Consider the following 16787-nt stretch of genomic DNA (forward strand, 5'->3'; position numbering starts at 1 on the left):
CGCCACATATAAGCGAAATATTGTGAAGTTTTTGGATATTTCTAGTATCGCGGTACTTACTGTGAAGAAGCTTTACCCATAATGGCAGCTAGCTGATTGATTGCCGCAATGGTGCTTCGTTCTCGGATTTTGGCGCGATCGCCCACAAAGTGATGGGCGACAAAACCAGATTCTTCGTGGTAGGCCCAGCCGATGAATACGGTGCCCACGGCTTTGCCGTCATGGGGTTGCGGGCCTGCGACGCCGGTGGCCGAGACCGTCAACTGCGCACCACAGGCACGTTGCGCGCCAACCGCCATCTGGCGGGCGACTTCCCCGTCTACCGAGCCAACCTTGGCCAGCAAAGATTGATCAACCCCCAGCAGCGAAGCTTTAACCTCGGAGGAATAGCTGATCACTCCCCCGCGCAAAACTGCTGACGCACCGGATACCTCGGCCAGCGTGGCCGCGATCAAACCTGCGGTTAACGATTCGGCGGTAGCGATCTGAACGTTTGCGGCGATCGCCTGCGCGATCACCGGTACGGCCTGATGTTCCATGCGTTGCACCTAAACTACTTGGCCTTAGCCGCAGAGCGCAGCTTGGCGGCCTTGTAGATGTATTCCAAACCGGTCAGCACGGTGACCGCCATGGTCAGCAACATCAAGATGAACGCGATCATGTTCAGCCAGTCGATCGTCTGCGTAAACGGCAGTAGGTACAGGCCGATAACCACCGCTTGCATGACGGTTTTCACCTTGCCACCCATATTCGCGGCGATAACCCCATAACGGATCACTGCCAGGCGCAACAGCGTGATACCCCACTCGCGGACCAGGATCACGATGGTGATCCACCAGGCCAGCTCGCCGAGCATGGACAGCACTACCAGCGCGGAGCCGGTGAGCAACTTGTCTGCGATTGGGTCGGCAATTTTGCCGAAGTTGGTGATGAGTCCGCGGCTGCGGGCTAGGTCCCCGTCGAGCTTGTCGGTGTACATGGCCACCACAAACAAGGCCAGGGCCACCCAGCGCCATAGGCCTTGTTCGCTGTTATCGGCCAGCAGGGCCCAAACGAAGAACGGCACCATGATGATGCGGATGGTGGTCAGGACGTTAGCAATATTCAGGTTTGGGACCGGGGCGTGCGCCGGGGAGTCCTCGGGCTGCGGGGCGTGCGCGCTCATGGGTTAGTTTCTTCCTGTCAGGTCCCAGGCGTCCTCGCCCGGTTCGTCGGCTTCATCGTAGTATTCGGTGGCGGCCTCGCGCTTTGCCAGGTCTTCGGCAACTAGATCCACCGGTTCGGCGTGGTTCACGTTGGCCTCGTTGACCAATGCGGCCTCGGCGGCGGTGGCCTGGTGGTTGGCGGCGTCATCATCCCCGCGCATGGCGGCGAGCACCATTGGCAGGTCATCGGGCTGGATCAGCACATCGCGGGCCTTGGAACCTTCCGAAGGGCCCACCACACCGCGCGATTCCATCAGGTCCATCAGGCGCCCGGCCTTGGCGAAGCCAACGCGTAGCTTACGCTGCAACATCGAGGTAGAACCGAACTGGCTGGTGACCACAAGCTCGGTGGCCTGCAACAGCAGGTCCAAATCATCGCCGATATCCTCATCGATGGTCTTCTTTTTCTCAGCCACCGGGGTGACATCATCACGGTATTCGGGCTTGAGCTGACCGCGCACGTGGTTGACCACACGCTGGATTTCCGATTCGGTGACCCAAGCACCCTGCACACGCATGGGTTTGGAGGTGCCCATAGGCAAGAAGAGCGCGTCACCTTGACCGAGCAGTTTCTCGGCGCCGGGCTGATCGAGCACCACGCGGGAGTCGGTGACCGATGAGGTTGCGAAGGCCATGCGCGAAGGCACGTTGGCCTTGATCAGACCCGTGACCACGTCCACCGATGGACGCTGCGTCGCTAGCACCAGGTGGATACCGGCGGCACGCGCCAGCTGGGTGATGCGCACGATGGAATCTTCCACATCACGTGGGGCGACCATCATCAGGTCGGCGAGCTCATCGACGATGACCAGCAGATAAGGGTAGGGCTTCATCACACGCTTGGATCCCTCAGGAGGGATCACCTTGCCGGCGCGCACACCCTTGTTGAAGTCGTCGATGTGCTTGTAACCGAAGTTCGCCAGATCATCGTAGCGAGTATCCATTTCACGGACAACCCACTGCAGCGCCTCGGCGGCCTTCTTCGGATTGGTGATGATCGGGGTGATCAGGTGTGGCACACCCTCATAGGCGGTGAGCTCCACACGCTTAGGGTCAACCATCACCATGCGAACCTCGTCCGGGGTGGAACGCATCAAGATCGAGGTGATCATTGAGTTCACGAACGATGATTTACCGGCACCGGTAGCACCGGCGACCAAGAGGTGCGGCATCTTAGCTAGGTTCGCGACGACGAAGCCACCCTCGACGTCCTTGCCCACGCCCATCACCATGGGGTGTTCGGTCTTACGTGCGTTGTTAGAACGCAGCACGTCGCCGAGCGCAACAATTTCCTTGTCGGTATTGGGGATCTCGATGCCGATGGCTGACTTGCCGGGGATCGGCGAGAGGATTCGTACGTCCGAGGAGGCGACCGCATAGGAGATGTTCTTGGACAGCGCGGTGACCTTCTCCACCTTGGTGCCCGGAGAGAGCTCAATTTCGTAGCGGGTCACCGTTGGGCCACGTGAGAATCCGGTGACGTGCGCGTCGACCTTAAACTGCTGCAGGGTGTTGGTCAGCGCGGCCACGATGGCCTCATTAGCCTCGGATGCTTCCTTAGCCGGCGGGCCGGCAGGCAGGAAGTCATCTTGTGGCAGCGTATAGGTGACATCGCCTGAAAGCTGAAGCTGTTCGGTCCGCTGCGGGATTGGTTCCAGGGCGGGAGCCGGACGGGTGTGGTTCACCGCGACGGTCGGAATCGCGTCGGTCTCTGGCTCTGGTTCGCTGGCACTGTTTAGGCCAACTTGTTCCATGATCGCAGCCATCTCGGCCTCGGCCTTGGTGGGGCGTTTGACCCCAGGTGGCGGACCGGCAGGGGCGGCGGCAGCCGCGGATTTAGCCGATAGGTCTGGACGGGCGATTGCCTCGGTGGCGGTGGAATCCGCGTCGTAGACCTCGGAAAGAGGTAGTGCGTTGGTTGCGGGCTCCGCGGGGTCGATGACGGCTTTATCATAGGCGACATCGCCGGGGCGCTCGTCATGTTCGTCGCCATCAACGTTGTATACCTCGGAGACGCGTTTAGCTTCGGCACGGCGTTCGAAGAAATTCTTCTTCTTCGGCTTCGGAGCTTGTTCATGCTCAGCATCCGGGTAGAGATAGGTCTGGTCGTGTGTTTCGGCGTGTGGGTCCAGTACCGCAGACTGCGCCACCGTAGGCGCGGTACGTTCGCGGTGTGGGTCCTGACCGAGTAACCGGTTGTAACCAATGCGCACGCGCGAGGCGATCTGCAATGGTGGGGTCGCGGTCATCACGAGCACCGAAAGGATAAGGAAGAAGATGTGTACTGCCATCGCTCCGGGTACCGAGATCATCAGTCCCAATGGGGTGCCCAGGATCGACCCGACCATGCCGCCGGCAGCCCAAAGGGCCGTGAAGTCGTCACTGACCGATGGGGATCCGTTGGCCAAGGCGGCCACAGAGGCTCCCGCCAAGGTCATCATCAACAGGCCAATACCGATGCGGTTATTTGACGAGTCTGCTTCCGGATAGCGGAAGAGTCGGAAAGCGCCGATGAACAGAATCACCGGCAACAGTACCGCCATGAAGCCCACTGAGCCTCCGGCTACCGCATGCACGCCGCGCCCGAACCAACCGACATCGCGTAGACCCCACCACTCGACGATGGCAATGGTGATCGCGATCAGCGTGAGAAAGAGTCCGGTGCCGTCACGGCGTAACTCAAAGTCAGGTTTGACCGTGGCACCGATTCGGCGGAAGGCGCCACCAAAAATCCGGGCGACGCCCATCCACATGCTGCGAATTGCGCGCAGTGGAAGAGCGAGATCCTGTTCCGGGTTCTCGGGCGTTTTTTTGGCAGGCGAAGAGCTCGACGTTCGCGGTTTGCGCGTCGTCGGCTTCTTCTCCCCCTGCGACTGGGTGCGTGAGGCCATAGTTCTAGGGTATCGCCACCTGCTGGATACCAGCCGAATTTACACGTCTGCCCGGGGATTGGTACTACCCGCTATTGGTCACAGTGCCGTATTCTCTGCTTGAGTCCGACAGCCCTAGTGCGTGGGTAACGGTCAGGCTAGGTGGTAAACACCGAACCATCAGGCGGCTAAGCACGCGGCAGGTGGACCCTCTGAGCAAGAACTCCCAAACAAGAAGCGTGCGACGTACTTGGTCTCGTCACTGGGCACGGTTCGGGTTAGAAGCTGAAGGTTTCCCAGCTAGTGCCGATACCGAGAACTGCCAAGATGATCGTGACTGTCAGTGCCATCTTCTTGTGTTGCTCGTATCCGGCCAGAAAATAGCCTGACTTGTCGCGCATGGTGCCACACAAGATGAGGATGACATCTATCAAGGCCCAAATTCCGAAGCCTCCCAAGGTCACAAGCTTTAGGAGACCCGTGCCAATTTTCCCGAGGTAGAACCGGTCGATTCCCAGAACGCCAAGAAACCAGGACAGCAGCCAGGTAACGACGAAGCTCTTCTTTCCTTCACCGTTATACGCACCATTTTCAGATGCGGTGTATTGATAGTTGTTCGGGGATACCGACATTTTTCTCCTGCTGTGATTCGGTGACTTGCCTAAACTGAAATACTGCTGGTCAGACCTAGAAAAAATTGGCTGAAACACTCGCGACGAAGACTGCGAACAGCTTACACACGAATCTGCTCGTACCAACTTCTAGGCACGAGCAGATTACAGTGTTTTAGGAGAATCGAAGAGCAGTCCAAAGCGACAAAATCCCAGCCCTTTGTACAGTGCATCATGCTACTTCGCAGCTAAAATTTGGCAGTCGACAGTTCAAAGATTCAAATATCGAAACTAGACACGACACTTATGGACGCTCCATAGACCTTGCTGTCTCAGGGTGGTTACAGTCCCTGTGAAGCCAACCATGCCGAAGCAATGTCTGCAGCCGATTTTTTATCAACCGTGCTCTGCACGTTTAGTTCAACCAGCGTGCCTGCATCCAGTTTTTCGCTGACTGGATTCAGTACGCTAGCTAGGTCCGAGGACAAGTCAGCGGATACGACCGGCACAACGTTCGAGGCAAGGAACATTGACTTCGGGTCATCAAGTACCACTAGATCTTCGGTCTTGATCCGCGGATCAGCGGTAAATACGTTGGCCACGTTCACGGTACCGGCGACCAACTCTTCTACTGTCGTGTCGCCTGTTCCGGAGAAGTCAGCCTTGACTCCGTAGACGCTTTCAAGCCCCTTGGGGCCGTATGGTCGCTCGGCAAGTTCCGGTGGCCCGCCCAACGTTAGTTTGGTTGAAACACCAGCCAAATCCGCAATGGACTTCAGATTATTTTCATCAGCGAACTTTCGAGTCACAGTGTATGAGTCTTGGTCCGAAGCTTTCGCTTGCTCAAGAACTGCTAATGAATCTGGCAACTCAGCTTCGAGTTCTTTGTACACTTCGTCCGAAGCGCGGGCCTTAGTATCATCCTTGAAGAATTGCAGCAGGTTACCGGTGTACTCGGGGAACACGTCGATGGCACCGTCTTCGAGCTGTGGCATATAAGCGTCGCGCTGACCGATGTTGAACTTTCGTTCAACTTCTTTGCCGGCACCTTCTAGCGCTTGAGCGTAAATTTCCGCAACGATTTCATTGGAGTAGTAAGCCTGTGAGCCGACAACAATTTTCTCGCCACTTGCCGGAGAGGAGTTGCTCTCGGTTGCCAGAGGATCTCCCCCGCCGCAGCTAGCCAAGACGAGGCTTCCAGCCATTACTGCAGCTGACGTAGCGATGATGCGTTTTAGCTTCATGACATTTCCTTCTCGTTGGACTTCAAATGGTCGGGGTTCTTATTTGTATCTTTACGGGCTTCATTAGCCGGCGCAACTTTGCCAGGTATTTTCGTATTTATGCGTCCCACCCCAGCTGGTACCGCCAGTTTTTGTGCCAAGGCAAAAATCAAGTCCAAGAGCAGCGCGAGCACGGCAACCATAAGGGCTCCCCCAAGCACCATGTCGAAGCGGCGCAAGTTCAGCCCGGTGATGATGGGCAGTCCCAGTCCACCAAGATTTACGTACGCTGCGATGGTCACCGTCGCAACAACCTGCAAGACAGCAGACCTGATTCCGCCTACGAGCAACGGCAAACCTAGCGGAATTTCTACCTTGAAAAGGATCTGCCATTCAGTCATGCCCATGGCGCGGGCCGCATCGATGGTTTTCCTGTCGATCGCTTCAAACCCCGTGTAGGCACCTGCGAGGAGCGAGGGAATGGCTAACAGCACGAAGGTAAGCACTGCGGCCTCAGGCTTGTGCAGTACTCCAAAAATCAATACCAATAGGATCAATAGACCAAAAGATGGCACAGCACGGGCGATTCCTGCGGCGCCCACTGCAATCTCACGGCCCTTACCCGTATGCCCAATGGCCCATCCGGCCGGAATTGCAATCAGTCCAGCGATGACTACCGTCAGTACGGTAAATAGTAGATGCTGCCCGAGCAAAGATTGAAGTCCCCCACTGCCTTCCCACTGCTCCGGCGCGAAGAGCCACTGAATTGCTTTGTTAATAAGATCCATTAGGACACCTGCTGCCGGGTGGCGTTCTTGACGGCTTGCCGGGATTTTTTAGGTTCTCTTGTCCATGGCATCAGCCAGCGGCCAATAAGGATGAGTAAAAGATCTACAGCCAAAGCAATCAATGCGACGGCGAGAATTCCTGCAAATACCTCTTCGATGATGCGCCGTTGCAGTCCGTTGGTAAATAGGTAACCCAGGTTGGTGACGCCTACCAAAATTCCTACCGTTGCCAAGGAAATGCTACTGACCGCGGTGACCCTAAGGCCCGCCAAGATCACCGGCCCTGCGAGCGGCAGGTCTACCGCGAAGAACCTTCGTGCTGAGCCGTAGCCCAACGCCGTGGCAGCCGAACGCGCCGCGGGGTCAACTGAATCCAGTCCATCGACAACCCCACGAACCATAATGGCCACTGCATAAAGCGTTAACGCGACAATGAGGTTAGCTTCGCTGATTGCACTCATGCCGGTGAGCACAGGCAGAATCATCAACAGCGCCAGCGAAGGAATGGTGTAGAGCAGCCCAGTCAAGGTCACCACAGGCCCGCGAACGAGTCGATATCTCCAAGCCACCCAGCCCAACGGAATCGATAATACAAATCCCACTAGGATCGCAATCAGGCTCTGTCGCAGATGTTCCAACGACAGTGAACCGATGAGACCTATATTTTCAGTTATCCAGTTCACGAGCTGGGGCCGTCTTCAATGAGTCGTCCTTGGGTACGCCCCTGCGAGTCGACTAGGACCATACCGTGTGGCGTGTGTTTAACGCTCAGCGCTCTGGCGCCCCTATCGGTACCAATGAATGAGGCAACAAAGTCATTGGCAGGATTTTCGATGATTTCGCTAGGATTGCCTACCTGTAGCTTTTGCGCTCCTGCTGCAAGGATTACAACTTGGTCGCCGAGCAAGAATGCTTCATCGATATCGTGGGTAACAAAAACTATGGTCTTGTCCAGCTCCTGTTGAAGCCGGATGAGCTCTTGTTGCAGCTCTGCGCGGACGATTGGGTCCACCGCACCAAAGGGTTCATCCATAAGTAAAATGTTCGGGTCTGACGCCAGACCACGAGCTACACCTACACGTTGCTGTTGCCCACCCGAAAGCTGATGAGGGTACCGATCTGCCATCGATGCGGGCAGGCCCACGGTTTCCATAAGTTCCAGGGCGCGGACTCGGGAAGCTTTGCGGGATTGGCCTTCTAGCCTGGGGACGGTGGCAATATTCTCCGCGACGGTAAAGTGCGGAAGCAGTCCAGAATTCTGCATGACGTAACCAATGCTCCGGCGCAATGCCACGGCGGGCTTCGTAGAAATTTCTTGTTCGTCAATGCGAATCGAGCCTGAGCTCGGATCAACCATGCGGTTGATCATGCGCAACAAGGTGGTTTTGCCACATCCCGAGGAACCAACAAAAACCGTGGTCTTGCGAGCAGGGATAGTCAGGCTGAAATTCTCGACGGCCATCGTTCCGTCGGCATAGTGCTTGGAAACATTCTCGAACTCGATCATGCGTTGTACCCGAGCATCGTTGACTCCTTGTCATGTCGTTGCGCCTTATTCTGCCTTAAAACGGCTCCACGATCACAGTGGTTCAGGATTTGCTCATTTATTGAATTCCGTGTCGGCACATTAGATCCATACAGGCCAGCGGTTGGACGGAATCTAATTCAAAATTATCGGAGAGGATTACGTCGCCGATCCCGCCACGCTAGTAGCCTCAGCCATGATGGTGACAGGCTTGGTCGGAATACCTCTGGTTCAAGCCGAAGGCACGGTTGCAAATGATTTTTCTAACGCTTTGGATTCAGTGATACTCGCGGAATTTTAGACTGGCGAGGCCTTGAAGGAATATTTCAGAGACGAGTAGGGCCTGCAGTTCCTCCTGCCGATACCGATTCCCCTTCGTCATTTGGAGAACAGCTAGGAGGAAGATATTCCCGCGTACTTTATTGGTCAAGTCGACCTTCAGACCCACTATGAAACGCACTCATTGGCACCCGATCTTTCTTTCGTCGGGCCATCAATGTCCTTGCGAGCACTATCAACGACAGTGGTACCGCTACTGTTCCAGCGGCGAGGGAGACACCGAGCGTGAGTGGTAAAGAACTTGCCCCATCAAAAACGTCACTCATCAGCAACGTCCAGACGGTGCTGGGGATAATTCCCATCACTAAAGTGGTCAGGCTAAGTAGCACCCTACTCAACCGGGAAGAGACGGCCACACTCAGGATCGACATGAGACCTGCGATTCCGAGCCATGGAATCAGCGGCAAGGCCAGAGCAAACCATAAGCTCAAGTCAAGGTAACTCCACCACGGTGCGTCAACCAATATTGGGTCCACCACGAGCAATAAGATCAGCCAGAGAATGCTGGAGATCAGGGGAAGTTTCTGCCACGAAGTTTTTGCAGAAGGCAACGCTTTTTTCTCGCCAAGCATACCGTTCATTCTTGTTAAGGCCGTTCTAACTAATCAGAGAATCGCGGACAAGAATAGATTCATGCGAACGGAATTTTGAAACTTTCAATCGTCGTAGCTTCCGGCGCATGCGAGTACGTCGGCAGATATTCGGCTAGGCGCTCCTCGTTGCCTCGCGTCGTTGTTCTAACGATCCAATAGTCGTCCATGCGGTGGCGAAGCACAGCCCGAGAAAAATGACAGCAGCGACAAGAAAAACAGCGGGTCCAAGGCTCATATAAAGAACCACGGACACCCCTAAAACGACCAATAGTCCGCCAACCAACGCCCCGGTTGCACCGATATTGGCCTGCTGGCTGGCGTCAGCGCTGGCGCTCTTCTTTTCACCGATTGCTAGGCCAATTACTGCACCAGTGGCTGGGAAGACTGCAATAACAGCACCGAGCCAGGCACCATTGATCGCGGCAAGCAACAGTCCGCCAATAGCATTGCCCGACATACCTGAAGACCCGTGAGTTAGCACCGGCCAGAAAATCACTGTACTCAGTGCAGCCCCGAAGAGAGCACCTAGTACTATTGCCACACCGAAGATCGGTAGCGTGAAGGAGCCGGTCGCTTGTTTCGGGGCATCTGACATAATTTCATCGTATGTGATTCGAAGCTGACTTGTCGATATTTAATACGTTGCAGTGATATCGATGAAAACGCGATTTCATAAAATTAGGAGATTTGAGCCTGCAAACTGTTTTTGACGGTCCGGTGATCTCTTCGTTGCAAATAGCCCAGCAACACGTACATCAGCATGTAAGTCAGCGCAAAACAGAGAAGAACGAAGCCTGAGGCCACGTACAAGATGCTGTGATCCGATGGATCTGAGAGGTAAACAACGAGTAAAACCATCGCGAGTAGCAGTGAACCACCGCTTGCTCCCCCTCCGGCCCACAGCGCTTGCCGTTGCCCCGAGGCATCCGGGTTTTTGAGCTCTTGGATAAAGACTGCGGCAAAGGCCCCGAGTCCCGGAAATAATGCGACTCCCCCACCGATGAGCGCCGCATTAACCGCAAATGCTCCATATTCGAGCCAAAATCCGCCCATCGCTGTGACGGCGCCAGGCTCGGCAAGCGCCTCATCGCGGGAGGAAAACCACATCAGTACTACCGCGAGTAGACCACAGGCCACGCCCGCGACCAGCGCCAGCGCTCCCATCGGGAGCAACAATCTATTTGAACTCTGCGCCGAAATCTTTCTCATGACCACATCATAAGCCTGAAATACTCTCGCTGTTATAAGTAATGCCTCAAACCAGAAACGGTTTGAGGCATTACTTATTTTGTTCTTTAGGCTTCGAGCACTACCGGCACGATCATCGGACGACGGCGTAGCTTGCGCGACACCCACGACCCAATAACGCGGCGGACAATCTGCTGCAACTGGTGGGTGGAGTGGTTCGGGTTGTTAGCCACTGCCTCCAAGATTGCTGCTGCGATCTTTGGCTTGATCTCGTTGAATACCGCATCGTCCTCGGCTACGCCGCGAGCGTGGATATCCGGTCCGGAGATCAGGGTGCCGTTCTGGCGGTTGATCACGGTGATGACCGAGATGAAACCTTCTTCACCCAAGGTGACACGGTCTTTGAGATCTTCGTCGGTGATGGTGCCAACCTTGGAACCATCAACATAGACGTAACCACATTCAACTTGACCAACAAGTTCAGCTACGCCGCCCTTGAGGTCGATGACCGAACCGTCTTCAGCCAAGATGACGTTCTCTTCAGGAACACCGGATAGCGCAGCCAGACGGCCGTTAGCGATCAGGTGACGGGTTTCGCCGTGTACTGGGAGGACGTTTTTAGGGCGGACGATGTTGTAGCAGTACAACAGCTCACCGGCCGAGGCGTGTCCGGAGACGTGAACCTTGGCCATTCCCTTGTGGATGACTTCTGCGCCCAAACGCATCAGACCATTGATCACGCGGAAGACTGCATTCTCGTTACCTGGGATCAGGCTAGAAGCCAGAATGACGGTGTCACCCGGGTTGATCTGAACCTTGTGCTCGCCGTTAGCCATACGGGACAGTGCTGCCATTGGCTCGCCCTGCGAACCGGTGGACATCAGCACCACCTTGTCGTCAGGCAACTGATCGATTTGCTTGAGGTCTACAACAACACCCTGTGGGATGTGCAGGTAACCCAAACGCTCGGCGATACCCATATTGCGGACCATCGAACGACCAATGAACGCGACCTTGCGGCCGTGCATCGCTGCTGCATCAAGTACCTGCTGCACGCGGTGAACGTGCGAGGAGAACGATGCCACGATAATTCGGCGACGGGCACGCGCGAACTTTGCTTCCAGCACCGGACCAATTTCGCGTTCGGCCACGGTGAATCCCGGGACCTCAGCGTTGGTGGAGTCGGTGAGGAACAAGTCCACACCTTCTTCGCCCAACTTCGCGAAGTGACGCAGGTCGGTGATGCGACCATCTAGTGGCAACTGATCCATCTTGAAGTCACCGGTGTGCAGTACGGTACCGGCTTCGGTACGTACGAACACTGCCAACGCGTCAGGGATCGAGTGGTTCACGGCGACGAATTCGCATTCGAATTCACTGATCTGAGCGATCTCGTTCTCGGCAACTACGTTGGTGATTGCCTTGATACGGTGTTCGGCCAGTTTGGCTTCGATAAACGCCAGGGTCAGCTTCGAGCCATATAGCGGGATATCTTCGCGCAGACGCAGCAAGTACGGGACGGCGCCAATGTGGTCTTCGTGACCGTGAGTCAGCACCACACCAACGATGTCCTCTAGGCGGTCCTTGATGTAGGAGAAGTCAGGCAGGATCAAGTCCACGCCTGGCTGGTGCTCCTCAGGGAAGAGCACACCGCAGTCGATGATCAAAAGCTTGCCGTTGATCTCGAATACGGTCATATTGCGGCCAACTTCGCCCAATCCGCCCAGCGGAACGGTACGTAAAGTCCCCTTCTTCAGCTTGGCTGGTTTCTGCATACGCGCAGTATCGGCCTTGCCTACCGAACTTTCAGTCATAAGTGGTTAAGCCCTTTCGTTAAAGATCCCATCCACCTTCACGTAGATCCGCGCGGATGGCATCGAGTTCTGCGTCCGATGGTGCCAGTAGTGGCAATCGAACGACGGTGTTCGGCAGGACACCCTGCCAGTGAAGTCCATATTTTGCAGCAACTGCGCCCTGAATGTGGCTCATGATGCCGCGCTGGATCGGATCCAGCTCGAAGTGTGTAGCGCGTGCAGTGGCCAAATCGCCAGTATGCATCGCATCAACAAGCGTACGGTATTTAGCCGCCGCAACGTGAGCCGTCACAGAAACGACCCCTACGGCGCCCGCTGCCATAAGAGGCAAGGTCAACCCGTCATCGCCCGAATAAACGTGCAAATCGGTGTTGGCCAACACGGTGGTGGTCGACTGGTAATCGGCCTTTGCATCCTTAAGCGCGATCACCTGTGGGATCTGCGCTAATTCAATGATAGTTTCTGGGCTCAGCGCGATTCCGGTGCGTCCAGGAATGTCATACATCATCACTGGAAGATCCACGGCGTCGATGATCGCCTTCACATGGGCGATAACACCGGCCTGGCTTGGCTTGTTGTAGTACGGAGCGGTGATCAGGATGCCATGTACTCCGGCTTCTTTGGCGCGCAAAGACAGGCGAATAGAGTGGCGAGTGTCATTAGTCGTGGACCCTGCAAGTACCGCGGCACGGTCTCCCACGGCGTTAACTACGGTGCGGAACATTTCAATGTTCTCGTCATCGGTCAGCGTGGAAGTCTCGCCGGTGGTACCGGTAACGACCAATCCGTCACAGCCTTCATCAACAAGTTTGATAGCCAGCTTCGCGGCGACATCATAGTCAACCTCACCTGCCTCGGTGAAAGGGGTGACCATCGCGGTCAGCACGGTGCCGAAGGGGAATGACTGATTATCAATTTCACTAGTTGCCATGGCTTAAATCTACACGCGGAAGTGTCACGATGGCATATTCATGTAGTTACGTGATGCGATATGTCTATGCACGTGCAAACGAAGTCGAGCAGACTCACCGGATTAGACGCCACTCGGGCGTTGGCAATCTTGGGAATGTTCGCCGCTCACATCTTTGATCTCTTTGCCCTCGACAAATCCGGGACCTTTTCTCCGACCTTCACCGGAGCGACCGCCAATGGCCGCGCCTCGGTACTCTTTATGGTGTTGGCAGGCGTTTCACTCACCCTCTTTGCCCGTTCCTTAGAACGCAAGGGGCTGACCCGGAAAGCTTCTGTGGGCGTGTTAGTGCGCAGAGCTTTGGTCATCGCGGTATTAGGTTTACTCATTGGCCCAGTCAACGAATCAATAGCAAACATTCTGATGCACTACGGCTTACTATTTCTGCTGCTCATTCCGGCGCTCTATCTGCCTGCCCGGGCGTTATGGGTCCTGTCCGCTTCTTGGCTGGTCATCGCACCATTGGTATGGCGGCCGCTTGCTGCAGCTGAAGCAGCGCAACCTCTAGGACATAACCCCACATTTACCGACTTCACACATCCCGGTCTACTTCTGGCTGATCTGCTAGTTACCGGCTATTACCCGTTGTTAATTTGGATCGGTTTTGGCTTATTGGGCGTTGCAGCCGGAAAGCTACCTCTTTCGCAGAAGAAAACAGTCGCTTGGATGGGTGCCAGTTCTGTAGTCATCGCGGCGTTAAGCCTACTCATTGGTTGGCTCAAAATTTTGCCGTGGATCACCGCAATCGGTACCGTCGCTGGCATCCCACGATCTCAAATTTTCACCGTACTGGTCACCGGCCGTGCTCCGTCCGGAAACCTTGACAATTTTTTGAGCGAAACGTCCTATATCTGGTTGCCAACTGCGCATTCGGGTTCGATGATCTTCACCATTCATGCAGCAGCATGCGCCTTGGCGCTGTTGGCAATACTGCTCTTAGTGACTTCCCATCTAGGCTACGTCGGAGCTTTGTTGGCAGCAGCCGGACGGGCACCGCTCACGTTATACATTGGGCACTTAGTCGTACTCCCGATGTTGCAGGTTGGCTTATCTGCCTGGGTTCAATGGTGGACGCTGTGTGTTCTCATGTTGCTGACAGCGATGGTATTGCACCATTGGGGCAAGACCGGACCACTGGAGGCAGGCGTGCGCTATCTGAGCATCCTGCCAACTGACGGAAAGAATCACGACCCGAATTAGCCTGCTCGCACCATTCAAGAACGAAACAAAAACTGGGTATTTTGAACGACTGACAAGTGTTTAGTTACACTTTCTTTATGAAAAAATATCGACGCGGCAGAAGTAAAACCGACACTCTCTCGGTAAAAATTTCAGCTATTGCACTTCTATTCACTCTCGTAGGCTGTTCTTCTGCTCCAGCAGAACAGCCCAGCGCGCCGACGCCTTCACCCTCACCGACAGCTCTAAGTCTCCGAGATTTTGACTTGGGCAACACGGATTGGAAGTTGGGTGAAGGGTATGAGAATAAGCCGCGTCCCATCGTAAAACTGCAGAACGGAAAGTCCGTCACCAATAATGACGAAAAGCTTTCACCATCTTACAAACTCGGCGACGTGGTCTACTCAGACTTGAATAACGATGGCGTTGACGACGCCGCAGCCATCTTGGAATATTCAGATGGAAATGCCTATACAACCCTCATGTATCTGTGGCTGGCTGACGGGCAGAAGCCGAAACAGTTGCTACAGCCAGTTGCTGTGGAACGTAGTTGTGGGGACTCGGTGAACAAGGTCACCGCAGTATCGGGTGGAATCAAAATTATGGAAACACGACGAACCATGTTTGATACAGACCGGTCATGCGCCGAAGGTGGAACGTGGAAAGTAACTAGAACCATCTCCGTAGAGCAAGTCGGCAAAAACAAAACTTGGCTCCCGGTACAGACTGCCCCAAAGCGAGGTTACGGCGGCATCTGTAATGAAGCGATTCCTGGAGATATCCTCCCATTTGACGAGCCATACTATCTGGCGCCAAACAAGGAAACGAAGCAAGAATTCGCGGCCAATGATCTGATTCGCGGCATTAGCATCGCAGGCAATGGGATGGACACTACCGAAGCTGCGGAACCCGAGGGGTGGAAGCTTTATAACGTGGTTGAGAAAGATGACTCTGTTGAACGGTGCATCTGGCTACCGGTGACCTAGTACACCGAGATTCTGCAGCGAAAACTAAAGGGAGTACCAAAACCCGCCTGGGTTTTGGTACTCCCTTTAGCCAATGCTCCAAAGCGTTATTTGTTGCTTGCTGCCGAAGCTTTATTATCGGCGACAAAGAAGTTCACCGCTGTACGCATCGAGGAACGTGCACGTTTGCGGTCCCCGCTGGCGTCATAGGCCAAGGCCAAGCGATACCAAGACTTCCACGACTCCGGATTCGCCTCGACATCTTCCTTATGACGTGGGAAGTCGGCATCCGCAGCTTCACGAATAAACCGCCCCGAGGGCATCCGAGGAAGATCCTCGGGAAGCTCCCCCAGCTCGGCAAGGGTCTTGCCCATTTTTTCCGTACGAAGCCCAAAGAGCACCTCGCGAATCAAGATCCACACGCCTAAAGCCGGAATCACGAAAACCGCTACTCCCATGGCGATAGCGATCGGTTCGCCGGTGCTCATGAAACGCACCGCTTGGGTGAATGACATAAAGATATACAAGGCGAATACAAGCAGAATTACGCCTACCCAGAGTTTAGTTTTCACTGACCCAACTCCAAATATCCGTCTAGTCCATAAGTCAGGCCGGCATGCGCCGAAGCCTGTCGTAGCCCTAAGAGCACACCTGGCATAAACGAGGCGCGGTCATAGGAATCGTGGCGCAAGGTGAACTGTTCGCCCGGCCCACCGAAGAGGACCTCCTGATGGGCTACCAAGCCACGCAAACGCACTGAGTGCACATGCACGTCATCTACAAGGGCACCGCGGGCACCATCAAGCTGTGTATCGGTGGCGTCTGGGCTTTTCGCAACACCTGCAGCCTTGCGAGCGGCGGCGATCAGTTCGGCGGTGCGTACAGCAGTACCGCTGGGAGCATCCACCTTATTCGGGTGGTGCAGTTCGATAATTTCTACCGATTCAAAGTATTTAGCGGCGGTGGCCGCAAATGCACTGGCAAGCACGGAGCCGAGGGCAAAGTTTGGCGCAATCAACACACCAACTTCCGGGTGCTGCGCGAGTAGCTCTTCAAGGCTGGAGCGGCGCTCGGCATCCCATCCGGTGGTTCCCACCACGGCGTGTAGTCCGTTTTCTACGGCAAAACGCACGTTAGCTTCGGTAGCTGCCGGGACCGACAGGTCAACGATGTGGGTTGCTCCGGCCTCCAGAATCTCGTTGAGGTCCGCGCCGCGTCCGAGGCTGGCCACGAGTTCCATATCGGCGGCCGCGGAGACAGCTTTAACAGCTTCCTCGCCCATTCGTCCTGCGGCACCTAGTACCGCAACCTTAATTTGTGCACTCATGTCTTTAAGCGTATCGCTTGCAGGCAGTAGCACTTGGCATCGATGACGTGATCTCTACCCGTTCAAGTCCACATCGTGCTGAGTTGAACCCTCATCAGATTTTTTGCGATCATCTTGAGATATACGGTGCCCAGCTTGTATTGCTGGGCAACTCAAGGAAAAATAAGCTTCAAGATCTTCCAAGGAGTTG

The 16787-nt window shown here is 55.2% G+C and carries 17 protein-coding genes; 2 read left to right on the forward strand and 15 right to left on the reverse strand.

Going from position 1 to position 16787, the window contains the following annotated elements; all coding sequences use genetic code 11:
• Positions 1–56: 56 nt before the first annotated feature.
• The 13 genes from CQ011_RS15350 to dapA all read right to left on the reverse strand — a co-directional run bounded on the left by CQ011_RS15350 (position 57) and on the right by dapA (position 13087).
• Positions 57–539, reverse strand: coding sequence for a CinA family protein (locus CQ011_RS15350; RefSeq protein ID WP_105678592.1), 483 nt, complete (start codon positions 537–539; stop codon positions 57–59).
• 14 nt (positions 540–553) lie between these two features.
• Positions 554–1165 carry a CDP-diacylglycerol--glycerol-3-phosphate 3-phosphatidyltransferase gene (gene pgsA / locus CQ011_RS15355; RefSeq protein ID WP_105678593.1) on the reverse strand — a complete coding sequence of 204 codons (612 nt, stop codon included), beginning with the start codon at positions 1163–1165 and terminating at the stop codon, positions 554–556.
• Between the two features lie 3 nt (positions 1166–1168).
• Entirely contained in the window at positions 1169–4096 is a 2928-nt protein-coding gene (locus CQ011_RS15360; protein WP_105678594.1) for an FtsK/SpoIIIE family DNA translocase, read from the reverse strand.
• 257 nt (positions 4097–4353) lie between these two features.
• Positions 4354–4707: a TM2 domain-containing protein gene (locus CQ011_RS15365; protein ID WP_105678595.1), complete on the reverse strand. Its 354-nt coding sequence runs from the start codon at positions 4705–4707 to the stop codon at positions 4354–4356.
• A 320-nt stretch (positions 4708–5027) separates the two neighbouring features.
• Complete coding sequence (locus CQ011_RS15370; RefSeq protein ID WP_105678596.1) at positions 5028–5930, reverse strand: ABC transporter substrate-binding protein; 903 nt, start codon at positions 5928–5930, stop codon at positions 5028–5030.
• Positions 5927–6697 (reverse strand): ABC transporter permease, encoded by a 771-nt coding sequence (locus tag CQ011_RS15375; protein WP_105678597.1) that lies wholly within the window; start codon positions 6695–6697, stop codon positions 5927–5929. Before CQ011_RS15375 ends, CQ011_RS15370 begins: the two co-directional genes overlap by 4 nt.
• Complete coding sequence (locus tag CQ011_RS15380; RefSeq protein WP_105678598.1) at positions 6697–7380, reverse strand: ABC transporter permease; 684 nt, start codon at positions 7378–7380, stop codon at positions 6697–6699. The genes CQ011_RS15375 and CQ011_RS15380 overlap by 1 nt, the downstream gene beginning before the upstream one ends.
• Positions 7377–8204: an ABC transporter ATP-binding protein gene (locus CQ011_RS15385; RefSeq protein ID WP_105678599.1), complete on the reverse strand. Its 828-nt coding sequence runs from the start codon at positions 8202–8204 to the stop codon at positions 7377–7379. The genes CQ011_RS15380 and CQ011_RS15385 overlap by 4 nt, the downstream gene beginning before the upstream one ends.
• 437 nt (positions 8205–8641) lie before the next feature.
• Positions 8642–9133 (reverse strand): hypothetical protein, encoded by a 492-nt coding sequence (locus CQ011_RS15390; RefSeq protein ID WP_105678600.1) that lies wholly within the window; start codon positions 9131–9133, stop codon positions 8642–8644.
• Between the two features lie 133 nt (positions 9134–9266).
• Positions 9267–9749 (reverse strand): hypothetical protein, encoded by a 483-nt coding sequence (locus CQ011_RS15395; protein ID WP_105678601.1) that lies wholly within the window; start codon positions 9747–9749, stop codon positions 9267–9269.
• 83 nt (positions 9750–9832) lie between these two features.
• Positions 9833–10363, reverse strand: a complete 531-nt coding sequence (locus CQ011_RS15400) for a hypothetical protein (RefSeq protein ID WP_146112643.1) — start codon at positions 10361–10363, stop codon at positions 9833–9835.
• An 86-nt stretch (positions 10364–10449) separates the two neighbouring features.
• Positions 10450–12156 (reverse strand): ribonuclease J, encoded by a 1707-nt coding sequence (locus tag CQ011_RS15405; RefSeq protein WP_105678603.1) that lies wholly within the window; start codon positions 12154–12156, stop codon positions 10450–10452.
• 19 nt (positions 12157–12175) lie between these two features.
• Entirely contained in the window at positions 12176–13087 is a 912-nt protein-coding gene (gene dapA, locus CQ011_RS15410; protein ID WP_105678604.1) for a 4-hydroxy-tetrahydrodipicolinate synthase, read from the reverse strand.
• Between the two features lie 66 nt (positions 13088–13153).
• On the opposite strand from dapA, the gene CQ011_RS15415 reads away from it, so the two are divergent.
• Both CQ011_RS15415 and CQ011_RS15420 read left to right on the forward strand, forming a co-directional pair.
• On the forward strand, positions 13154–14326 hold the full coding sequence (locus tag CQ011_RS15415) for a heparan-alpha-glucosaminide N-acetyltransferase domain-containing protein (RefSeq protein WP_219844222.1): 1173 nt from the start codon (positions 13154–13156) through the stop codon (positions 14324–14326).
• A 374-nt stretch (positions 14327–14700) separates the two neighbouring features.
• Positions 14701–15291, forward strand: coding sequence for a hypothetical protein (locus CQ011_RS15420; protein WP_146112644.1), 591 nt, complete (start codon positions 14701–14703; stop codon positions 15289–15291).
• A gap of 86 nt (positions 15292–15377) precedes the next feature.
• Here CQ011_RS15420 and CQ011_RS15425 read toward each other — a convergent pair whose 3' ends face one another.
• Both CQ011_RS15425 and dapB read right to left on the reverse strand, forming a co-directional pair.
• Positions 15378–15842 carry a hypothetical protein gene (locus tag CQ011_RS15425; protein ID WP_105678607.1) on the reverse strand — a complete coding sequence of 155 codons (465 nt, stop codon included), beginning with the start codon at positions 15840–15842 and terminating at the stop codon, positions 15378–15380.
• Entirely contained in the window at positions 15839–16597 is a 759-nt protein-coding gene (dapB, locus tag CQ011_RS15430; protein ID WP_105678768.1) for a 4-hydroxy-tetrahydrodipicolinate reductase, read from the reverse strand. Before dapB ends, CQ011_RS15425 begins: the two co-directional genes overlap by 4 nt.
• Positions 16598–16787 lie beyond the last annotated feature (190 nt).

Origin of the sequence: Arthrobacter sp. MYb213, from assembly GCF_002979915.1 — a bacterium.
Taxonomy (GTDB): Bacteria; Actinomycetota; Actinomycetes; order Actinomycetales; family Micrococcaceae; genus Glutamicibacter.

Excerpts from the sequence above, each read along its gene's own strand:
- CQ011_RS15350 (WP_105678592.1), bottom strand. The coding sequence starts at position 539 with ATGGAACATCAGGCCGTACCGGTGATCGCGCAGGCGATCGCCGCAAAC.
- pgsA (WP_105678593.1), bottom strand. The coding sequence starts at position 1,165 with ATGAGCGCGCACGCCCCGCAGCCCGAGGACTCCCCGGCGCACGCCCCG.
- CQ011_RS15360 (WP_105678594.1), bottom strand. The coding sequence starts at position 4,096 with ATGGCCTCACGCACCCAGTCGCAGGGGGAGAAGAAGCCGACGACGCGC.
- CQ011_RS15365 (WP_105678595.1), bottom strand. The coding sequence starts at position 4,707 with ATGTCGGTATCCCCGAACAACTATCAATACACCGCATCTGAAAATGGT.
- CQ011_RS15370 (WP_105678596.1), bottom strand. The coding sequence starts at position 5,930 with ATGAAGCTAAAACGCATCATCGCTACGTCAGCTGCAGTAATGGCTGGA.
- CQ011_RS15375 (WP_105678597.1), bottom strand. The coding sequence starts at position 6,697 with ATGGATCTTATTAACAAAGCAATTCAGTGGCTCTTCGCGCCGGAGCAG.
- CQ011_RS15385 (WP_105678599.1), bottom strand. The coding sequence starts at position 8,204 with ATGATCGAGTTCGAGAATGTTTCCAAGCACTATGCCGACGGAACGATG.
- CQ011_RS15390 (WP_105678600.1), bottom strand. The coding sequence starts at position 9,133 with ATGCTTGGCGAGAAAAAAGCGTTGCCTTCTGCAAAAACTTCGTGGCAG.
- CQ011_RS15395 (WP_105678601.1), bottom strand. The coding sequence starts at position 9,749 with ATGTCAGATGCCCCGAAACAAGCGACCGGCTCCTTCACGCTACCGATC.
- CQ011_RS15400 (WP_146112643.1), bottom strand. The coding sequence starts at position 10,363 with ATGAGAAAGATTTCGGCGCAGAGTTCAAATAGATTGTTGCTCCCGATG.
- CQ011_RS15405 (WP_105678603.1), bottom strand. The coding sequence starts at position 12,156 with ATGACTGAAAGTTCGGTAGGCAAGGCCGATACTGCGCGTATGCAGAAA.
- dapA (WP_105678604.1), bottom strand. The coding sequence starts at position 13,087 with ATGGCAACTAGTGAAATTGATAATCAGTCATTCCCCTTCGGCACCGTG.
- CQ011_RS15415 (WP_219844222.1), top strand. The coding sequence starts at position 13,154 with ATGCACGTGCAAACGAAGTCGAGCAGACTCACCGGATTAGACGCCACT.
- dapB (WP_105678768.1), bottom strand. The coding sequence starts at position 16,597 with ATGAGTGCACAAATTAAGGTTGCGGTACTAGGTGCCGCAGGACGAATG.